The organism is Armatimonadota bacterium (genome assembly GCA_035527535.1).
Classification (GTDB): domain Bacteria; phylum Armatimonadota; class Hebobacteria.
In genome coordinates, this window is the sequence record DATLAK010000192.1 from 1 (window position 1) to 20,116 (window position 20,116).

19 protein-coding genes and 1 pseudogene are annotated in these 20,116 nt (G+C 67.7%); 13 read left to right on the forward strand and 7 right to left on the reverse strand.

Annotated elements, in window-relative coordinates:
• From VM221_14415 to VM221_14440, 6 genes and pseudogenes are all read right to left on the reverse strand, one after another.
• Positions 1 to 3,313 (reverse strand): HEAT repeat domain-containing protein (locus VM221_14415; protein HUT76017.1); only part of this gene is annotated, 3,313 nt, incomplete at its 3' end.
• Positions 3,310 to 3,861 (reverse strand): RNA polymerase sigma factor, encoded by a 552-nt coding sequence (locus VM221_14420; protein HUT76018.1) that lies wholly within the window; start codon positions 3,859 to 3,861, stop codon positions 3,310 to 3,312. The genes VM221_14415 and VM221_14420, both read right to left, overlap by 4 nt.
• A 505-nt stretch (positions 3,862 to 4,366) precedes the next feature.
• Entirely contained in the window at positions 4,367 to 4,678 is a 312-nt protein-coding gene (locus VM221_14425) for a hypothetical protein (protein ID HUT76019.1), read from the reverse strand.
• 52 nt (positions 4,679 to 4,730) lie between these two features.
• Complete coding sequence (locus VM221_14430) at positions 4,731 to 5,081, reverse strand: D-aminoacyl-tRNA deacylase (protein ID HUT76020.1); 351 nt, start codon at positions 5,079 to 5,081, stop codon at positions 4,731 to 4,733.
• Positions 4,964 to 5,353 (reverse strand): hypothetical protein, encoded by a 390-nt coding sequence (locus VM221_14435; GenBank protein HUT76021.1) that lies wholly within the window; start codon positions 5,351 to 5,353, stop codon positions 4,964 to 4,966. The genes VM221_14430 and VM221_14435 overlap by 118 nt, the downstream gene beginning before the upstream one ends.
• Before the next feature lie 164 nt (positions 5,354 to 5,517).
• Positions 5,518 to 6,786 (reverse strand): annotated as a pseudogene (locus VM221_14440) (IS256 family transposase).
• A 143-nt stretch (positions 6,787 to 6,929) separates the two neighbouring features.
• On the opposite strand from VM221_14440, the gene rplU reads away from it, so the two are divergent.
• The 13 genes from rplU (at position 6,930) to argH (ending at position 18,150) form a co-directional block, all read left to right on the forward strand.
• Positions 6,930 to 7,262 (forward strand): 50S ribosomal protein L21, encoded by a 333-nt coding sequence (rplU, locus tag VM221_14445; GenBank protein HUT76022.1) that lies wholly within the window; start codon positions 6,930 to 6,932, stop codon positions 7,260 to 7,262.
• A gap of 14 nt (positions 7,263 to 7,276) precedes the next feature.
• Positions 7,277 to 7,540: a 50S ribosomal protein L27 gene (gene rpmA, locus VM221_14450; GenBank protein ID HUT76023.1), complete on the forward strand. Its 264-nt coding sequence runs from the start codon at positions 7,277 to 7,279 to the stop codon at positions 7,538 to 7,540.
• Positions 7,541 to 7,565: 25 nt separating this feature from the next.
• Positions 7,566 to 8,852: a GTPase ObgE gene (obgE, locus tag VM221_14455; GenBank protein HUT76024.1), complete on the forward strand. Its 1,287-nt coding sequence runs from the start codon at positions 7,566 to 7,568 to the stop codon at positions 8,850 to 8,852.
• A 110-nt stretch (positions 8,853 to 8,962) separates the two neighbouring features.
• Positions 8,963 to 10,222, forward strand: a complete 1,260-nt coding sequence (locus VM221_14460; protein ID HUT76025.1) for a glutamate-5-semialdehyde dehydrogenase — start codon at positions 8,963 to 8,965, stop codon at positions 10,220 to 10,222.
• Between the two features lie 10 nt (positions 10,223 to 10,232).
• On the forward strand, positions 10,233 to 10,859 hold the full coding sequence (gene nadD, locus VM221_14465) for a nicotinate-nucleotide adenylyltransferase (protein HUT76026.1): 627 nt from the start codon (positions 10,233 to 10,235) through the stop codon (positions 10,857 to 10,859).
• A gap of 2 nt (positions 10,860 to 10,861) precedes the next feature.
• The gene (locus VM221_14470; protein HUT76027.1) at positions 10,862 to 11,119 is read left to right on the forward strand and encodes an RNA-binding protein; all 258 of its coding nucleotides are present in this window, start codon (positions 10,862 to 10,864) and stop codon (positions 11,117 to 11,119) included.
• Positions 11,120 to 11,358: 239 nt separating this feature from the next.
• On the forward strand, positions 11,359 to 12,537 hold the full coding sequence (locus VM221_14475; protein HUT76028.1) for an LCP family protein: 1,179 nt from the start codon (positions 11,359 to 11,361) through the stop codon (positions 12,535 to 12,537).
• Positions 12,538 to 12,574: 37 nt separating this feature from the next.
• Positions 12,575 to 12,943 carry a ribosome silencing factor gene (rsfS, locus tag VM221_14480; GenBank protein ID HUT76029.1) on the forward strand — a complete coding sequence of 123 codons (369 nt, stop codon included), beginning with the start codon at positions 12,575 to 12,577 and terminating at the stop codon, positions 12,941 to 12,943.
• Between the two features lie 27 nt (positions 12,944 to 12,970).
• Positions 12,971 to 13,657: a hypothetical protein gene (locus VM221_14485; GenBank protein ID HUT76030.1), complete on the forward strand. Its 687-nt coding sequence runs from the start codon at positions 12,971 to 12,973 to the stop codon at positions 13,655 to 13,657.
• Positions 13,658 to 13,667: 10 nt separating this feature from the next.
• Positions 13,668 to 14,285, forward strand: coding sequence for a SagB/ThcOx family dehydrogenase (locus tag VM221_14490; GenBank protein ID HUT76031.1), 618 nt, complete (start codon positions 13,668 to 13,670; stop codon positions 14,283 to 14,285).
• Positions 14,282 to 14,809 carry an SPOR domain-containing protein gene (locus VM221_14495; protein ID HUT76032.1) on the forward strand — a complete coding sequence of 176 codons (528 nt, stop codon included), beginning with the start codon at positions 14,282 to 14,284 and terminating at the stop codon, positions 14,807 to 14,809. The genes VM221_14490 and VM221_14495 overlap by 4 nt, the downstream gene beginning before the upstream one ends.
• A gap of 287 nt (positions 14,810 to 15,096) precedes the next feature.
• Entirely contained in the window at positions 15,097 to 16,464 is a 1,368-nt protein-coding gene (locus tag VM221_14500; GenBank protein HUT76033.1) for a hypothetical protein, read from the forward strand.
• 333 nt (positions 16,465 to 16,797) lie between these two features.
• The gene (argH, locus tag VM221_14505) at positions 16,798 to 18,150 is read left to right on the forward strand and encodes an argininosuccinate lyase (GenBank protein ID HUT76034.1); all 1,353 of its coding nucleotides are present in this window, start codon (positions 16,798 to 16,800) and stop codon (positions 18,148 to 18,150) included.
• 1,154 nt (positions 18,151 to 19,304) lie between these two features.
• Here argH and VM221_14510 read toward each other — a convergent pair.
• On the reverse strand, positions 19,305 to 20,116 hold an 812-nt coding region (locus VM221_14510), incomplete at its 5' end, for a hypothetical protein (GenBank protein ID HUT76035.1).

The following is a 20,116-nucleotide window of genomic DNA, read 5'->3' on the forward strand; positions in this document are numbered from 1 at the left end:
CGTCGGGGTCGCCCAAAGCCGCGACCAAGTATTCCACCGCTCGCTTGTCGCCGATCTGACCCAGCGCCCACATCGCCCTGCGGCGCAGGCGCGGCACGGGGTCTTCTTTGACGCTCGCGCCGAGGGCGGCCACCGCGGAGGAGTCCTTCATGTCGGCTAGCGTTGACATGGCCGCCTCACGCACCCCCTCATGCTGATCGCCGAGGGCCGTGGCCACCGCCTCGAACGCCCGCGGGTCGCCGGTGGCCGCCAAGGCCCTGACGGCCTCGCTGCGAATCACCCAGTCCTCGGCCTTGAGTGCCGCCAGTAGTGGTTCCACGGCGCGCGGGTCGTGCAGGCGCCCCAAGGCTACCGCCATCTTGGCGGAGGTCGGTTGGTCCTGCTCCTTGTCGAGCGCCGACCGCAGCGGCTCGACAGCCCGGTTATCCGCGATCTGGCCGAGGACTTCGGCGGCGGCTGCGCGCACATCAGCGTTGCGGTCGCCGAGGGCTTTGACAAGAGGCTCGAATGCTCGCTTGTCGCCGATGCGGCCCAAGGCGCGCGCGGCAGCCTCGCGAACATCGGGGGCGCTGTCGGAGAGCGCCGCGATCAGCGGTTCGACGGCCTGCGGGTCACGCGCGTCCTGCAGCGCCCGGGCGGCGCTGGCCCTGACCCCCGGATCGGGGTCCTTGAGCGCGGCGAGCCACTGCTCAGGCGACTGACCGGCGGCGCCCATCCGCTGCAAGGCATCGGCGGCCGCCGCCCGAGCGGAGGACCCGCCACCCGTCACCGCGGCGCGCAGCGCGGCGACCGCCTTCTCATCCCCTATATTGCTGAGCGCCGTGACCGCATTACACTGCACCTCGGAGGATAAGTCGTTCAGCGCGCCTACCAGGGGCTTGATGGCCGCTGGGTTCTTCAGGCTGCCCAGGGCGCTTGCTGCGGCCGCCCGGACATCTTCCTCTTCGTCCCGCAGGGCGGCGATCAGCGGCTGCAGGGCGCGCGGGTCAGGGATAGAGCCGAGCGCGCTGGCTGCGTGCTCTCGCACGTACGCGTCCTTATCCGCCAAAGCGGCGATCAGCGGCGCGGCTGCCCGCTGATCACGAAGACGTCCCAGCGCGAACGCCGCGTTCTGGCGCACGCCCGGAAAGTGGTCCTGGAGCGCGGCCACCAGGGAATCGAAGGCCCGCGCATCAGCGATTATGCCGAGCGACCAGCACGCGCCCGCGCGAACCATTGGCTCCTTGCTCCTCATAGCCGCCATCAAGCGATCAAATGCGCGCGCATCCCCCGTGTTCCCGAGCGCCTCGGCCGCGGCTGCCGCGACCAGCGGATACTTGTCATCCATGGCGGCGAGCACGGCGTCCGCCGCGCGCGGGTCCTTGAAATGGCCCAGCCCTTGCATGGCCGCCCGCCGCACCCGCGCATCCGGGTCCTTGACGGCCCCGAGCAGCGATTCAACTGCCCGCGTGTCATCTGAGGCCGCGAGACCACTTGCGGCTCCCTGTCGCACGACGGGGTCCCGATCCTTCAGGGCCGCGACCAGGGTCTCGACGGCGCGGGAGTCCTTCATCTCGCCCAGGGCGCGGGTGGCAAGGAAGCGCATGGCTTGATGATGACTCATGTGGACGTCGCGCTTCTCCCCCGTCGGGCCCTGCTCAGAGAACCCCGTCTTCGATTGGGCGCTGCCCCGAGGTCCGGCAGGATGCTCGTCCTTCAGGATGGCGACCAAGGGCTCCAGCGCCTTGGCGGGGTGGCTGATCGTCAGCCCCCAGGTCGCGGCCTCCCGGACCGTGGGGTCTTCGTCCCTGAGGGCGGCGATGAGCGCGTCCGCCGCTTGCTCGTCCTCCTTCTCCCCGAGCGCAAAGGCTGCCATCGCGCGCACATCCGCGTTCTTGTCCTTCAGCGCGATGAGCAGCGAATCCAGCGCCTCGTCCTCCTGCCTGATCATCAACCCAAAGGCTGCTGCCCACCTAACATCCGGTTCTTCATCCTGATCTTGCAGCGTCGCCGCCAGCGGCCGCGTTGCCGGGGTGCCTCCGGTGATCGCCAGAGCGATGGCGGCTATCTCCCGTACTTCTTTGTGCTCCGCCTTCAGCGCGCTCACCCACACCCTGGTGAGGCGCGGGTCTTCGATTTTCAATAGTGCGGCGATTGCGCCCTCACGCACCTCCTGGTTTCCGCTCTTCACCGCCGCCGCGAGGGCGTCAATCGCCGGCGAGCCGATTTTCGCCAGCGCCTCGATCACACTGCGCGAGAGTGCCTCGTCTTTGGGCCTCAACGCCGAGAGCAGCGGCCTCACCGCACGCGCATCCTTGATCTCGCCCAGCGCCCACGCCGCCTTCCGCCGGACGAGGGGATCCTTGTCGCGCAGCGCGCCGACGAGCGGTTCCACCGCCCGCGCTTCCTTGAGGTTACCCAGCGCTTCCGCCGCACGGGCGCGAACCTGCGCGTCGCGGTCGCTCAACTGGCGGATGAGTAGCTCCGCGTCAGCGGGCTGGGGGGCGCCCGCATACCAGGCGATCTCGGCCGAGGTATTGACGGGCACGCCTTGCCGGGGCGGCGACCACCGCGCCAGCACCGACTGCGTTCCGGCCCGGACTATCGCTTCCCCGTGGGCGTTGACGAGTTGCACCTGCCCTTGAATCACCGTGACCACGACGGTATCGTGGCTCTGCGCTTGCACGTTGAGGGCGGTGCCCAGCAGGCGGATGCGACCGGCGGGCGTGTCAATGCGCTGAATCTCACCGGCCTGGCTGCGGCAGTAGATCTCGCCCGCTGTCAGCGCAACGACGCCCGACGCGGGCAGCGCCACCTTGCTGTTGGAGTTCAGGGTCAGCTCGCTGCCGCTTGGCATCGCCAGGGTCACGCGGCCGCCGGCGCCGGTGGTGACTACCGCGCCCCGAAACAGCCTGGTGCCGACGCGCAAAACGCGTGGCGCCGCGACCAGTCGGGGTGCCACAGCGGCCGGCGGGCGCATCTGTGCCACCGTCGCCAGCGGCTGCCGGTGTGCGCGCAGCAGGCCGAGGGCAATGCCTGCGGCAAGCGCAACGGCGCATACCGCCAGCCCCAAGGCCCGCCAGCGGCGGGGATTACGGGCGCATACGGGCTGGGCCGCAAGCCATGTGCGCACGCCCTCTGCCACACCGGCGGGCGCCACCGCACGGCCGCGCACGACGGCCCCGACCTGCGTGACCAGTTGGCGTCGCGCATCGAGCGCGGCGCGGCAGGCTGCACAGTGCCGAGCGTGGGCCTGCATCCGCTCGCGCGTGCCGCCGTCGAGCACATCGTCCACGAAGGGCTGGGCGAGGACAAGCACCTGTCTGCATTTCACCGCGCCACCTCCTCGCCGGCGTCGGCGTCAAGCGCGGCGCGCAGCTCGTCCACCGCGCGGTGTAACCACGCCGCGACTGTGCCCACCGAGACCCGCAGCGCTTGCGCGATCTCGCGATAGCTCAGTCCCTGGTCATAGCGCAGCGAGATGACCGCGCGGTACTCCCAGCGCAGGCGCGCGATGGCGTCTGCGATCGCCCCACGCTGCAGTCGCTGCAAGACTACAACCTCCGGCTCCACGGCGCAGTCGCCGGGCAGCGCGTCGAGGGAGTCTGTGGTGATGGCCGCCCGTCGTCGGCGGCCGTCGCGCCAGAGGTTAGTCGCGATCTTGAAGAGCAGCGGAGCGACGGGCCAGCCCCGATGGAAGCGTGCCAGCGTGCGGTAGAATCGAATGAGAGCTTCCTGGCAGAGATCCTCCGCCAGTTGCGGATGTCCGCTCAACACCAGCAGATGGCGAAACAATGAATCCTGGTAGCGCAGGACGAGGTCATCGAAGGCGGCGCGATCGCCCGCCAGCGAACGACCTATCAGCTCATCGTCGCTTGCCATGGGCCCCTCACGGCATCGCTGCCTCCTCGGTTCTACATACGCAGCTTGCAGGGCTTTTCTTGCAGCAGACCAGAGGCGCACCGCCGTGCGCCCCCACGGCAGCAGGGGAGGGCATGTGCGGATGCGTCAGGCGGGGGTCACCGGCACCGAGCAGCTCCAAGCCCTGCTCGAAGCCCTGGGGCGCCTCAGCGACGTGCTGCACGCGCACCGGGTGACTACGTAACGCCCCGCGGGCCGCGCCTCAGTGGTAGAGTTATCACGTAACGGGTGAATCGTCGGCGCCGGAGTCTATAGGGCGCGCCTGCCCAGGTGCGTCTATTCCGGAACGGCGGGCGTAGGCGTCCCTGTTGCGTAACTCCCAGGGCCTGCGTCACCGGCGCGGAAAGATGTCATTCTGAGTTCCGCCGCGAGCATAAGCGAGCTGCGGAGCGAAGAATCTTGCCGTCGCGGACGCGCGTGGTTCCCGCCCAGACGGGATTATGCAACAACCTCAAGCACGCCCGCCCTACAATAGATTGGAACTGCGCGCGTGACTTCCTGTTCCCGATATTACGCACAGGCCATGCACCCCGAGGCCCGCCAGCAGTGCGCCCAGCAGGAATCCGACACCCTCGGCGAAGGCGTTGATGCGATGCAAATCCTCCTGCGCATCCACGATGAACAACCGCCGCAAGTCGGCATTCTGTGCAATCAGACCCTCGAGTCGTACATGCGTCGCATTCAGTGCGCTCCATTCCGGCAACAAGTAGCATCCGCAGACCAGCATCACTGCCAGACCCGGAAGGATGAGGAACATGACCAGCGCCCATCTACGCATATCAATGGCCCTCGCATCTCATGGCTGCGATCCCATCAGCGCCAATCCGGCGTCAGAGACTCCACCGGCTGTCGAAGAGCAGCGTCACCGGACCCTCGTTATGGATCTCGACGCGCAGGTGCTTGCGAAAGACTCCGGTGTGCACCGCCAGCCCGGTCGCCCGCAGGCGCTCAATGGACTCGGCCAACAGCCGCTCCGCGTCCTCCGGCGGTATGGCGGTCCTGGTCACCGAGGCTGGAGGCCGTATGCCGCGCCATGCGTGATTGCGCGCCGGCAGTGCCCGCCTCAGAACGGAAGCCCGCTGTGCAGCGCTCGCGTGAGCAGCGGCATTAAGATGACCACCAGGATCGCACCCACGAATAGGACATCCAGGAGGAACAACCCAAGGCCCCACCATCCCCATACGCGCTCGGTGGCCTGGAATTCGGCAACGTCGCGGAACGGCCGCTGCTCCCACGCCAACTCGCTGCCCTTGACGCCCAGATAGATGGCCACTACCAGCCCGCCCGGGAAGATGAACTGCGTTATCAAACCGATGACGCCCCACACCGGCAGGCGATGGGCGAAGGCCCATATCCAGTTGAGAAAGAACGCGCCCCAGTTCCATCTCGCGACCTGCGGGAGCAGACTGGGATCATTGCCCGACGGAAAGGCTGGCGACGGCATCGCGTCCATGGCGTCTCCTTTCGTTCATAGGCTGCGGTCCGCACGCACACCTGTTCCACCTCGACCCCTATGTCCCCTCCCTTGCGGGTGTGACCGTTTGCCGTGGGGATGGTTGCGCGACGCCCATGGTAATCCCCACTTTTCGAGGTCACACCCCCCCGGGGCCGGTAGTGTCAATACTTATGTGTAAACTCCTTGAGGAGGGATTGGGCCCAGCGCTGGTTGGCGTAGTGAAAGATCGCATATAGGATGCGGTCGGCGCTCTGTTGGTTGACGAAGCAGGTCATGGGGTCGGTGCGTCGGCGCACCTCGCGAAACTGGCGCTCGATCACGTTGGTGGTGCGGATCTTCTTCCAGTGCGCTTTGGGCTGCGAGAAGAAGGTCACAAGCGACTCCAGGTCCTTCTCCAGGCACGCCACCGCTTTGGCCGCTAGCGGCCCCCATTTCGCCTTCCACCAGCGGAAGAGATAGAGTGCCTCCCGCCGACTGCCGGCCTGGTAGATCGCCGCAGCATCCCGCAGGCACTGCTCGCGTTGCCCCGCCTTGAGCAGGTTGGCGACGTTGCGCAGCTTGTGCGCCCAGCCCCTAAGCCCTTCGGGCCGGGGTGGCGGCAAAGCCTAGCCACAGCGCTGCAGCCGCACGCGCGGGAAGACAAACTGCAAGGCGTTGATCAGCCCCTGCGCGCCGTCCGTCACCGCCAGCTCCACCTTCTCCCCGGTAAGCCCGCGACGGCGCAGATCCTCCAGCAGCCTCACCCATTCGGCCTCGGATTCGCTCCGGGCGGGCAGGTAGTCAATCATCTCCCGTTTGCCGTCAAACGTGATCCCATAGACGCACAACGCCACCCACTGCACCGCCCCACAGGCTCCTTTGATGCGCACGCGCACGCCGTCCAGGATGAGATACTGGTATTCGTCCTTGAGCTCCCGCGTGTGCCAGGCGCGCACCTCGCCGTCCAGCCGCGCGCTGATGCGCGAGACGGTGGAGGCGGACACGCTGGCGTCGAGCAGGCCGCCCAGCAGCAACCCCACCCGGCGCGTCCCAATCCCCGCCAGGAACATCTCCTGGATCAGTTGATTGACCCAGGGGGCGCGGCGGCTGTAGCACTCCAGCACCCGGTAGTGGGCGCCGCTGGCGCGCGTGCGCGGCACCTGTAGGCCCTCCAGCGGCCCAAACTGCGTGTCGAGGTTGCGATAGTAGTAGCCGTTGCGGTAGTCGCTGTGCAGCGCCGGGTCCCGCTGATACGGCGCGTAGCCCAGCCGCTCGGTGAGCTCGGTCTCCATCGAGGCCTCCAGCAGCGCCTGCAGCTGCTCCCGCGCCCGCGCCGTCAGGTCCTCCCACACCCACGTCTCCAAATCGAAGTCCGCCAAACAGGGTTCCTTCACCACATCTCGAAGTCTAGCCACGGGTTCTGCTCCTCCTTTCGGTTGGTCCCACTTCACCCAACCTTACAGGCTGAGCCGAACCCCTCCTCTTTTAGCCCCGGAGCCGTTTACACACTCGATGGTACACTACCCCCGGGGCCATTCGAGTTGACAGCGGGTTTCCGTTTCTGCTAAGATACAGTTCACCTCGGAGCGCATTCATGTACGCAATCGTTGAGACTGGCGGGAAGCAATACCGCGTCCAGGAGCAGGCAGTGCTGGACGTGGAGACGTTGCCGGCAGCGGCCGGCGAGCGCGTGGAGATCGCCCGCGTGCTGATGGTGGCCGACGGCGCAAACGTGCGCGTGGGCACCCCGGTGCTGGCCGACACGCGCATTGTCTGCCGCGTGCTGGCTCACGGCCGCGGGCCGCGCGTGCGCGTCTTCAAGTACAAGCCCAAGAGCAACTATCGGCGGCTCCAGGGGCATCGCCAGCGCCTCACGCGCCTGCTGGTCGAGCGCATCGAGACCGGCGCCGGGGCGACGAAGCGCTAGCGGAGGCATTCTCCATGGCACACAAGAAAGGCATGGGCAGCACCCGCAACGGGCGGGACAGCAAGTCCAAGCGGCTGGGGGTGAAGGCGTTCGCCGGCGAGACGGTCAAGCCCGGCGCGATCATCATCCGCCAGCGGGGAACTAAGGTTCGGCCCGGCCTCAATGTCGGCATCGGCAACGATCACACCTTGTTTGCCAAGGTCGCGGGCCGGGTCGTATTCGAGGGGGCGGGCAACGGGAGCCGGCGCGTCCGCGTGATCCCGGCGGCGGCTGCCTAGGCGCCTGCCAGGCGCGGAGCGACGCTTGTCCGGTTCGGGTTCGATCCTGGTTGACGAAGCCAAGATCTTCGTCCAAGCGGGGGATGGCGGCAACGGAGCCACCAGCTTCCGGCGTGAGAAGCACGTGCCGCGGGGCGGCCCCGACGGCGGCGATGGGGGACCCGGTGGAGACCTGTGGGTGCGCGCCGACGCCAAGGTGCGCACCCTTATTGATTTCTTGCGCAGGAGCCATTTCCGCGCCGAGCGCGGGGGGCACGGGGCCGGCGCTAACAAGACCGGCCGCCGCGGCGCAGACGTGTACATTGCGGTTCCCCCCGGAACCGTAGCTTACGACGCGAACTCCGGCGTGCAGTTCGCCGATCTCGCGCGTGCGGGCGACGCGTGTCTGGTCGCCCGCGGAGGACGGAGCGGACGCGGCAATGCGCGCTTCGCCACGGCCGTGCGCCAGGCGCCGCGCTTCGCCGAACGCGGTGAGCCGGGCGAGCGCCGCTGGCTGCGGCTGGAGCTCAAGCTGCTGGCCGATGTCGGCATCATCGGCCTCCCCAATGCCGGCAAGTCCACGCTCCTGTCGCGTATCTCCGCCGCCCGCCCCAAGATCGCCGACTATCCGTTCACCACCCTGGCGCCCAACCTCGGGGTCGTGCGCACTCCCGAGGGCAGGTCCTTTGTCGCCGCCGACCTGCCCGGCCTGGTCGAGGGCGCGCATGCCGGCCGCGGCCGCGGGCACGATTTCCTGCGCCACATCGAGCGCACCCGCCTGCTGGTGCACGTCGTGGACCTGGCAGCCGAAGGGCGCGATCCCGCGGCCGATTTCCACGTGGTCAACCAGGAGCTGCGTGCCTACGCCACCGACCTGACGCGGCTGCCGCAGGTGGTGGCGGCCAACAAGCTGGATCTGCCGGCGGCGGCGGCGCGCCTGCAGGCGTTCGCGCGCGACCTCGCCGGCGCGGGGATCGAGGTCTTCCCGCTCTCGGCGGTCGCCGGCGAGGGGGTGGAGCGGCTGTTGCGCCGATGCGCCGATCTGGTGGAGGAGCTGACACCAGCGGAGGAGAACGTTGAACCACGGGTTATCATACCGCCGCGCGAGTCGGAGCCGCTGAACGTGCACAAGGTCGGCGACGGCGTTTACGCGGTCGCCGGTTCGGCGGTGGAGAGACTGGTGGCGCGCACCGACCTCGAGAGCGAGGAAGCGGTGGGCAGCATCCAGGGCGCGCTGGAGCGCATGGGGGTGGTGCCGCGGCTGCGCGAATTGGGGGCGAAGGACGGCGATAAGGTGCTGATCGGCGAGCGGCAATTCGATTTCATGGACTGACGGGAGCGGCCGGGCTTAGCCACGCACAGAGAACACAGAGAACCTGACCCTTTTCCTCCTCCCTCTCTGTGCTCTCCGTGTTCGTCGCGGCTGCAGAGAATGGAAACGGGATGACCGACGCACGACCAGAGGTGATCAGGAAGGCGCAGGCGGCGCGCGCGGCGGCGGCGGAGATGGCTGCGTGCTCCACCGCGGTCAAGGACCGGGTGCTGCACGCGATGGCCGACGCGCTGATCGAGCGCCGGCAGTACATCCTCGACGCCAACAGCGCCGACGTGCGCGCCGCGCGCGAGGCGGGGCTGGCGCAGCCGCTGGTGGACCGGCTGCTGCTGAGCGAGAAGCGCATCGCCGCGATGGCGGAGGGCTTGCGCGAGGTCGCCGCCCTGCCCGACCCGGTGGGCGAAGTGATCGCGGGCGGGCGCCGTCCCAACGGCCTGCTCATCCTCAAGGTGCGCGTACCGCTGGGGGTGGTGGGCATGATCTATGAGTCACGCCCCAACGTCACGGTGGACGCCGCCGGGCTGTGCGTCAAGGCCGGCAACGTCGTCATCCTGCGGGGCGGCTCGGAGGCGCTGCAGTCGAACGCCGCCCTGGTGCGCGTCATCGGTGAAGCGGCACATGGGGCGGGAGCGCCGGCGCACGCCATGCAGTTGATCGAGACCCCCGATCGCGCCGCCGCGCAGGAGCTGATGCGCCTCAACCAGTACGTGGATGTCCTCATCCCGCGCGGGGGGGCGGGGCTGATCCGGGCGGTGGTGGACCACGCCACCGTGCCGGCGATCGAAACCGGGGTCGGCAACTGCCACGTGTACGTGGACGAGTCGGCGGACTTGGAGATGGCACAGGCGATCGTCGTCAACGCCAAGTGCCAGCGGCCGGGGGTATGCAATGCGGCGGAGACGCTGCTGGTGCACCGCGCGGTGGCCGAGGACTTCCTGCGGCGCGTGGGGCCGCGCCTGGTCGAGCACGGGGTGGAGCTGCGGGGGTGCCCGGTGACCCGGGGGATCCTGCCCGACGCGGCGGCGGCGACGGAGACCGACTGGGCGACCGAGTATCTCGATCTCATCCTGGCGGTGCGCGTGGTCGAGAGCCTGGAGCAGGCGCTCGACCATATCGCCGCCCATGGCACCAAGCACTCGGAGGCCATCATCACCCGCGACTACGCGCGCGCCGAGCGCTTCTGCGCGGCGGTGGATGCGGCGGCGGTGTACGTCAACGCCTCCACTCGCTTCACTGACGGCGGGGAGTTCGGGCTGGGCGCGGAGATTGGCATCAGCACGCAGAAGCTGCACGCGCGCGGGCCGATGGGGCTGCGCGAGCTCACGACCTACAAGTACGTCATTCACGGGGCCGGCCAGATCCGCTCATGAGGGTGCGCAGGTGACGCGTCTGGGTGTGATGGGGGGGACCTTCGATCCCATTCACTACGGGCACCTGGTGGCCGCCGAGGAGGCGCGGGCGCAGTTGGGACTGGAGGGGGTGACGTTCGTTCCCTGCCGCCAGCCGCCGCACAAGAAGGACTACCGCGTCACCGACGCGGAACATCGCTACGCCATGACCCTGGCCGCCACCTGCGATCACCCGCGCTTCACCGCCTCGCGGATCGAACTGGAACGACCGGGGCCGTCCTACACCATTGACACCCTGCGCCGATTGCAGCGGGAGCATCCGACCGCGGAGCTGTTCTTCATCACCGGCGCCGACGCGGTGCGCGAGCTGCTCACCTGGCGCGAGCCGCAGGAGCTGGCGGCGCTCTGCCGCCTGGTCGCAGTCACGCGCCCGGGTTACGACCTCGGGGGCCTGGAGCGCGCGCTGGGGGAGCTCGCGCGCCAGGTGCGAGCGCTGGAGGCGCCGGGGGTCAACGTATCGTCCACCGACATCCGCGCGCGGGTTGCGCGCGGATGGTCCCTGCGCTACCTGACGCCGCCGGCGGTTGAGACCTACATCGCCAAGCACGGCCTCTATCGCGGCGACGACGCCGAGCCCAACCGGAAAGGAGGTGAATAGGGATGGCGGTGACGCTATATGTCGGGAACCTGCCGTGGAGCCTGACCGAGGACGAGCTCGCCGAGGCCTTCGCCGCGGTGGGCCGGGTGCAGGCGGCGCGCATCATCACCGACCGCGAGAGCGGCCGCTCGCGCGGCTTCGGCTTCGTGGACCTCGATGATGAGAACGCGGCGCGGGCGATCCAGGCCATGGACGGCTTCGAGCTCAAGGGCCGCCGGCTCATCGTCAATGAGGCGCATCCGCGCCCGGAGCGCCTCTGATCGCGGGGCGGCGCTCCCGGGAGGCGCCGCGGATCGGCAGTCAGGGTTTGGTCGCCAGGAGAGCGGCAACCGCCATGACGCGACTGGCGCGCGGCGCCGCCGCTGCCGTGCGCGGTGGCGCGCCGGGGGCCGGGTGCGGTGACGCGCGGGCGGCCGGCTGACGCGGCGGCGTTCATCTCCATCGTTTCGTGCGGACATCATGGCCGGTTATCATCTCCGGCCGCGGGGAATCATAACTGATGGCGAAAGCGAACACGCGAAAACAGGGGCGTCGGCGATGGCTGTGGCTCCTGGTTCCCGTAGTCCTTATCGGCCTGCCGGCGGGCGCCGGTTGGTGGTACTTGCAGCATCTCGGCCTGCGACCCGGCGGCCAGATGATGGGTATGTTCCGTCCGCCCTTCCACGGCCTCAAGCGGGTCAACGTGCTTATCCTCGGGGTGGACAACGATGCCGACGCACCCCGCTCCGACACCATCATGGTCGCCGCCCTCGACCTGTCGCAGCGCACCATCGGCATCCTATCGGTGCCGCGCGATTTCAGGGTCGCCATTCCCGGGCACGACGCCAAGAAGATCAACGCGGCTTACACTCTGGGCGGCGCCGCCCTCACCGACCAGGCGGTCGAAGCGCTGACCGGCGTGCGCAGCGACTATCATGTCACGGTCGCCTCCGGCGGTCTCGCGCGCCTGGTGGACGCCCTGGGGGGGGTCGAGATAGACGTGGACAAGCGGATGTATTACCGCGACCGCCGGGGGGGGCTGCTCATCAACCTGCGTCCCGGTCTGCAGCGCCTCAACGGCGAGCAGGCGGTGGGATACGTGCGCTATCGCCACGACGCCATGGGCGACCTGACGCGCATCCGCCGCCAGCAGTTGTTCGTCCGCGCCCTGACGCGAGAGGCGTTCGCCCCGCGCAACCTGGCGCGCCTGCCGCGGCTGCTCAAGGTGGTCTCGGAGGCGGTGGAGACCGATCTCACGATCCGGGACTTGGAGGCGATGGCCGACCTCGGCAAGACGATAGATCCCGAGCACATCAAGGCGCGCACGCTCCCGGGCACCCCCATCACCGTCGCCGGCATCAGCTACCTCGAGCCCGACTACCAGGAGCTGTCGCACGTGGTGAAGGAAGTGCTCTACGGCGCGCGGCCGCGGGTGGCCATCATCAACGCCACCGAGGTGCCGGGCGTCGAGCGCGGCCTCGTGCGGCGCCTCGGCGCCGAGGAATACGAGGTCACGGAGGTGCGAATCGCCAACTACGCGGCGGCGACCTCGGAGGTCATTGATCGCGCTGACCACGAGCAGGAGGCGGCTGAGATTCGGGGCTGGCTCGAGTGCGGCAAGGTGATCCAGGCGCCGGGCGAAGCGATCGCCGGGGCGGACATCACGGTGCTGCTCGGCACTGACTATATTGGCAAGTAAGAGGACGAGGACGGCGGCGCCGGGCTCTGCGGTTCCGGTGCGCCCGGCCGTCGGGGCGCGGCTGCGCAGTTCGCGCCAGAAAGCGCTGCTCGCCGCCCGCACCGTCGCCGACAGGAAGGCGCAGGACACGGTCATCCTCGACCTGCGCAAGCTGACGGTGATCGCCGACTACTTCGTGATCTGCAGCGGCGTCTCCGAGACGCACGTGCGCGCCTTGGCCGAGGAGCTGCTGCGGCAGCTCGCAGCGCACGGCCTGCAGCACATCGCCGCCCAAGGGGTGAGCGACGGCCGCTGGGCGCTGGTTGATCTCGGCGATGTGATCGTTCATATCTTCATGCAATTCGAGCGCGAGTTTTATGACCTCGAGGGTCTCTGGGGGGAGGCACCGACTCTGGCGGTCGCGTGATCGTCCGCCGCGGCCGAGGTCGTGAGCATGGATGACATGGCGCAACTCACCCCGGACCAGCGTCCGCTCGCGGCGCGCATTGACACGCTGCTTGCGGATGCCAATCGCCTGCGCGCGCGCGGCGATTTCGAGGCCGCCGAGAAGCGCTGCCGCGAGGCGCTGCTGCTGGCGCCCGGCAACGCCCCGGCGCACGAGCTGCTGGGCGACCTCTTCTACCAGCGGCGGCGGGGCGACGCCGCCATTGACCATTACCGACTGGCGCGTGCCGCCGATCCCCAGCGCGCGATCCTGGAAGACAAGATCGGCCGCGCCAGCCTGCTTATCGCCGAGGCCCACATCATGCGCGTGCGCGCCGAGGAGCTGCTGGCGGGCAAGCGCAACCAGATCCCCCGGCGCCCCGGGGTATCGGCGGTACTGTCCCTGGTGATGCCCGGTTTCGGGCAGATCTACAACGGGGAATACCTCAAGGGAGCGGCGATCGTCTGCGTGTGGCTGATGCTGATGCTCGGCATGGGCGCCTCCGCCCTGGGATCGCTGCAGGGCAGCCCCCGCGGGGACTTCTCGTCGTTCGACCTCGGCGCCGTGCTCGGCGTGTTCTTCTCTCCACCCGCGCTGTGGTGGATGCTGCCCACCACGGCGTTGTGGCTCTACTCGATCACGGAGGCGGCGCTGCGCGCCGCCAAGACTATGACCGCGCCCGAGGATCTGGCATGAGGAGGTCGCCGTGAAACGCCTGGCTGCCGCGACCGCGGGAGAGAGCATCCCGCTGCCCCCCGGGGCGACGGACGGCCGCGTATCGCTGGAACAGGCGGTCGCGCGCCGGCGCTCTTGCCGCCGCTTCGCGCCCGACCCGCTGACAGTGGAGCAGCTCGCCCAACTCCTGTGGGCGGCGCAGGGGGTCACCGCCGCGCCCAACCTGCGCGCGGCCCCCTCCGCCGGCGCTTGCTATCCACTCGAGGTTTACATCGCCTGCGAGCACGGCGTGTTCCGCTACCACCCGCGGGAGCACGCGCTGGCGAAGACCGCCGCCGGCGACCGGCGCTCCCGCCTGGCGCAAGCCGCCCTGGGGCAGGCGTTCGTCGCCGCCGCCCCCGTCACCCTCGTCTTCGCGGCGGTGTACGACCGAACCACGCGCCGCTACGGCGAGCGCGGCCAGCGCTACGTGCACCTTGATGCCGGGTGTGCGGCCGAGAACGCGCACCTCCAGGCGGAGGCGCTGGACCTGGGTTCGGTCGCGGTCGGCGCCTTCAACGACGACGCCGTGGCCGAGGTCTTGGAGCTGCCCGAGGGGGAGCATCCCCTCTATCTCATCCCCGTCGGCAGGCGCGCAGGAGGAACATGATGTCCGGGTGCCGGGGGCGCGCGCTGACCGTCGCGCTCACCGCCGCCGTCCTCACCGCGGTGTGCGCGGTGGGCGGCTTCTTCTTCGGGCGCAACGTGCTGGGCGAGCAGTACCTGAAACGCGGCGCGGCCACGCTCAGGGCGCAGCCCACCCCCTATGTTGCGTCGCCGAGCAGGACGGTGGAGGAGCCCGTGATTGACGAGCCGCCCTCCGCCGAGCCGGAGCCGCCGGCACCGCCGCGGAAGCCGCGCGCCGATAAGCCCGGCGCAGTTGCCACCGCCGCTCCGTCACCGCCCACGGTCACGCTGCAGTTGGGCTGCTTCCTCGATTCCAGCAACGCCAAGGCGCTGCTGCAAGACCTGCGCAACCGCGGCTATGCGGCGACCGTGACGGTGGACAAACAGGACCAGACCACGCTGCACCGCGTGACCATGGGAGGCCTGTCATCCGAGCGCGCGCAAGCCCTGGCGGCAAACCTGCGGCGCGAGGGGTACGGAGTAATGGTCATCGGCGGGAGCCGGTAGCCGCGACGACAACGCAGTGACTTATTGTGGCCCGCCCGTCAACCCCTCCCCCTTCAAAGCGGAGGTTGGGTGAGGGTGAGACGGCTGTGGGGTGTGGCTCGACCCGACTTACCCTCACCCGCCCCGCTCTCGCGGGCCGCCCTCTCCCTGAAAGGGAGAGGCGTTGGGGCGCATCCCGGGCGGCGAATTGTCCTGACAGCCAAGAACGGAGCTGCTGAATATCGTTCCGCCATCGCTTGCGCCGGCGCCGATTCCGTGGTAGCATCCGGCGCGGAGGGCACCCGGAAGTGTCGCGCTTCGAGACCGGCAAGGGCAGCACCTTCCGCTTCGTGTGCGGCATCGCGCTCGTGGTGGTGGCCGCGTTGGCGGTGGCGTACTGGCTGTTTGTCGCCAGCCTGAAAGCGACACTTGAGCAGCGCCTCGCGCAACTGCGCGCCAAGGGCATCCCCACCGCGTGGGCGCAGGTTATCCCGCCGCCGGTGCCCGACCATGACAACGCGGCCATCCTCTACCAGCAGGCATTCGACCAGCGCCCGGCGTGGCGCACCGACGGTACCGACACCCTGCGCAAGTTCCTCAAGGATGACCCGCCCGGGACCCGCCGGAAGCTGGCGGCCGGGATGCAGGAGATCCTGGCGCGCAACCAGGCGGCGCTCGACCTGGTGCGGGCCGCCGCCGACAAACCGCGCTGCCGGTTTCCGGTCTGGAATGATGCCGCCAACCCGTGCGAAATCCTCTACCGGCACTTCGCGTCCATGCGTCAATGCGCCCAACTCCTGGGCGCGGAGGCGCTGATTCGCAGCGCGCGCGGCGACACCGCCGGGGCCCTCGCCTCCTGTCGCACCAGCCTCCGGATGGCGGATCATGCGGACGTCGAGCCGACGCTGATCGCGTTCCTGGTCAGCAGCGCCATCAGCAGCATTACCTTCAGCGCCCTCAAGCAGGTGATCGAGGAGGGCGAGCTGGACCCGCGCACCTGCCGCGACCTGTCCCAGCAGCTCGGCGACTCCGATGCGAAGGGGAGGTTCCGCAAGGCGCTCCAAGGCGAATTCGCGTCTCGCCTCTGGCTCTTTGAGGAGGCGGATCGCAACCCGGAGGAGTTCGTCGCGATAGTCGGCCCGGATGAGCCGTTGGCGGCGGCCTCGGTAAGACTCTGCGCCGGCCCGCTCGGAAGGCCGCTACGCCTGCTGGATGAAATAGCCTACCTCGGTCTGTCCCGGGAGGCGCTGTCCCTGGCAGAGAAGCCGTACCGCGAGTCGGAACCCGGCTACCGGGAACTCGATAAGAAGCTTGAGGACTTGCCCTCGTATTGCCTCATTACGCAAATGGTGTTCGGCATTTACGCCAGGGCCGCCGTCGCCCGTGACCGCGCGCTTGCGACACGCGACGCGATGCGCGTCGCCCTCGCCCTGGAGGCGTACCACGGCAAGTACCACCGATACCCCGATGCCCTGGATGCGCTCCGGGCCTACCCTGGCTGGGAACTGCCCGAGGACCCCTTCAGCGGCAAGGATTTCGGATACAAGCGGCAGGGCGAAGGTTTCGTACTCTACAGTTGGGGCGAGGACCTCGACGACGACGGCGGGCAGCCGGTACCGCCGCGTTACGGGGGCTACCCGCCCGATGGCGACACTGTGTGGACCTTCGCGCGGTAAGGGGGCGGTCGTCTATCACCGGTCTTCGCAGGCGACTCTGAACTCCTCTCCCTGCAAGGGAGAGGTCGGCCCGACCCATCGGGCCGGGTGAGGGTGTGTTCGTTCTTCCTTGGTGAAGCTGAGCGCCTGCAGGTTGGGCCGTGCGGTCGGGGATGTGGCACAGGCGCCCTCGCCTGTGGATCGGCGCCGCGTGCGCGGCGCCCACACACCCGGGGTCGGGTGTGCCACATAGGCCAGTGCAAGATACCGGAGTTTCGCGGTCACACCCGCGCCCGCCGCGTCCTCTGCGCTTGCTTCCACTTGTGCTATAATCCCCGCAGCGGAGGGACGACCATGCCCAAGCTGTGGCAGAAGGACTATGAACCGGACCAGCTCATCGAGCGCTTCAACGTCGGCGACGACTACCTGCTCGACCGCGAGCTGATCGAGGCCGACTGCCTGGGCAGCATCGCGCACGCCCGCATGTTGGCCCGGATCGGGATGCTGACGGACGCCGATGCGGATTCGCTCGCCGCCGTCCTCGCCGAGATCACCGAGCTGGCGCGGGCGGGCAAGTTCGAGATCAAGCTCGAGGACGAGGACGTCCACACCGCGGTCGAGAACTTCCTGACCGCCAAGCTCGGCGACCTGGGCAAGCGGATCCACACCGCGCGCTCGCGCAACGACCAGGTGATCGTGGACCTGCGGTTGTACGCGAAGCAGCGCCTGCTGGAGGTCGCCGACGCGGCGCTGGCCTTCGCGGCGACGCTGGCCGAGTTCGCGGGCCGGCACCAGGGCGTGCCCATGGTCGGGCGCACCCACACCCAGCGGGCGATGCCGTCGTCGGTGGGGCTGTGGGCGGGATGCTGGCTGGAGGCGATGCTGGATGACCTGGAGTTCCTGCGCGCAGCATACGCCCTCAACGACCAGTGCCCGCTGGGGTCGGCGGCGAGCTACGGCGTGCCGCTGCCCATAGATCGCCAATTCACCTCCGACCTGCTCGGTTTCGCGCGCCTGCAGAATAACGTCCTCTACGCCAACACCAGCCGCGGCAAGATCGAGTCCATCCTCCTGTCGGCGCTGGCGCAGTTCATGCTTGACCTCAGCCGCCTGGCGGCCGATGTCATCTGGTTCAGCACCCCCGAGTTCGGCTACTTCGAGCTGCCGGCGGAACTCGCCGACGGCTCCAGCATCATGCCCCAGAAGCGCAACCCCGGCATGATGGAGCTGACCCGGGCGCGCGCCGCGACCGTCATCGCCAACCTCATGCGCGCGCTGGAGACCGTGCGCGGCCTCATCTCCGGCTACAACCGCGATCACCAGGAGACCAAGGAGCCGCTGCTGCGCAGCTTCCCCATCGTCGCCGGGGCGCTGGCGGTGTGCGACCGCACCTTCCCGAAGATGACCGTGGTCGCGGAACGCTGCGTGGCGGCGTTTTCACCGGAGGTCTTTGCTACCGACCGCGCGCTGGAGCTGGTGCAGGAGGGGTTGCCGTTCCGCGACGCCTATCGCCGCGTGGCGAAGGAGCTGGATCAGCTTGCCGACCGCGATCCGCGGGAGGCCATCCGCGCGCGCACCCACCAGGGCTCGACCGGCAACCTGGGCCTCGATATCGCGCGCGGGCGGCTCGACGAGCATCGCGCGTGGGCGCAATCCGAGCGCGCCCAGGCCGAGACGGCGTGGGGCAAGCTGCTGGCGGGGAAATAGCCGGGCGCGCCCCGATCTGTCGGGGCGCGGATGCATCCCGGATGATGCATGAGGCTTCGGGGATGTCATTCAGAGCGAGTGCAGCGTACCCCCGTCATTCTGAGACGGCGTAGACACAATCGGGTACACGCGGCAGGTTAGCTTCGTGGTGCCAGTTGTGTTTCCCTCGTCTCCTTTGCGCACTCAGACTAACCGTCGATATCTCGTCGGTCTAACCAGAGGTGCGCCCTGACCTGCCGACGCCCCCACGCCTCAGTGCGTCGCCCCACGCCCGCCAGTGTTCACGGTGCCACTTTTCGGTTCCCACCCACCCACCCTCGGGACTCTTTTGCCCTCACCCTGTTGACAAATCCCCCCGCGCGCCGTACCATCGCCTTGTAGGCAGCGCTAGGGCCTCACAAGCCCAAATACACGCGCCTACTCGTCGCGGCTTGTCCCCTTGTGTACCTTCTCAGTTGAATACTGCGTGAGTACCACAACAGCGGGCAATCCACGGGCCGAAAGGAGGCTGCTGGCCCAGCTAGCTCCGGGGCATTGCCTCGAGGACTCAACAGGAGACGGAGATGACGCATGCCCAACACTCCGGTTCCCCGAGGTCATCGAGGTAGTATGTGATGACATGGGGAACCCGCAGATTCGATCGTCTGATCGTTTGCATCTACGAAAGATCAGTTTACACAAGATTGAATCTCGGGAACACCCTTTTCCTGTCCCCAAACATTCGGTTAAGAAGGGCTTCCCTAGGCGCACTTTGCTGCGCCATAGTTCTGTCGCTCTTCCTGGCGGTGGCGAGCGTGACCTCTCACATCACGGGGCGCATTACCACTCAAGAACAACGCAGCCTCGAAGTGAGACTCGGTCCATTTCAACTCAAGCTCAATTCGTCCAGCCGCCAATACAGACATCTCCAGATTAGCCAACCGAACCGCGTTCGCAACCAGCGAACCAAATCTCAGGATTAGGCAACCAAATCACATTCCCAATCAGCCAATTGGCATTTCCCCGCCCCCGGTTTCACCCCGGGGGCCTTTTCATGCCTTCTCCCCGGCCCAGGATACCCAGTTCCCAACAGCTCACCCTGCTGCCCTTGCCACGCCGATCGCGCCCTGACGTAACTCAGCCCTGAGCAACTCAACCAAACCGGCTTCCCATTCCTACTGCGGAATGAACCCCACCGCCACTGCAGCAACTGACAGCACGAAGAAGACTGTCATTAGAACAAACGACCAGTTGCAGACCTTCCTGAATCTGTTTGCCTTCCTAGACAGCCGCATCGTGCCTTCCTCATCTCTACCAGCCGCGGCAATCTCCTCGGGGTCTTTTCCTATCAGAGGCGCTAAGGCCTTTATCAACAGCCGATCTCCTTCCGCTTCCTGCTCTCGCCATAACTTCGCAAAGCCTTTATACATATCCAGCCAAAAGTCTCTGTCCAAATAACCCTTGCCTAGCCAGTGATCGTAATTCAGACCCATATCCTCTTTCAACCGCTCGGCAATCTGCTCAACTGAATAGTTCTCATTGATTTCAATGGGCCCATGCCTCGTTGACCTGTACGCGGAACAGAAAGATAGAAAACCTTCCATCAATCCTGACTCTACTTGCCCCAGGCCATACGAAAATACCCGGAAGAGCACTGCGCAGACGATCGTAAGAAAGGCGGTTCCGACTGCCAATTTCAATGCCAACGGACTGATCGAACCAAGCGTACCTTTCCCTGACAATATCAGGGCTATCGCAGCGCTCGATAGCCCCACAAGCCATACGACAAGACCGTCAGCTTGCCTCTGTCGCTCAAGTGCATCCTGCCTGTAGGAAGGCGTCCTTTCCAGAAACCAGTCCATCAGCCGTTCATGCTCGTATCGCGCCCTCACGTCTTTCACCCCTCCAACGCTGTCCGGAGCACTCGACCACGGCCCTATCTGGCTACGGCACCCGATGGCAACATCCTGCGGTAGCAAGCGGTTTC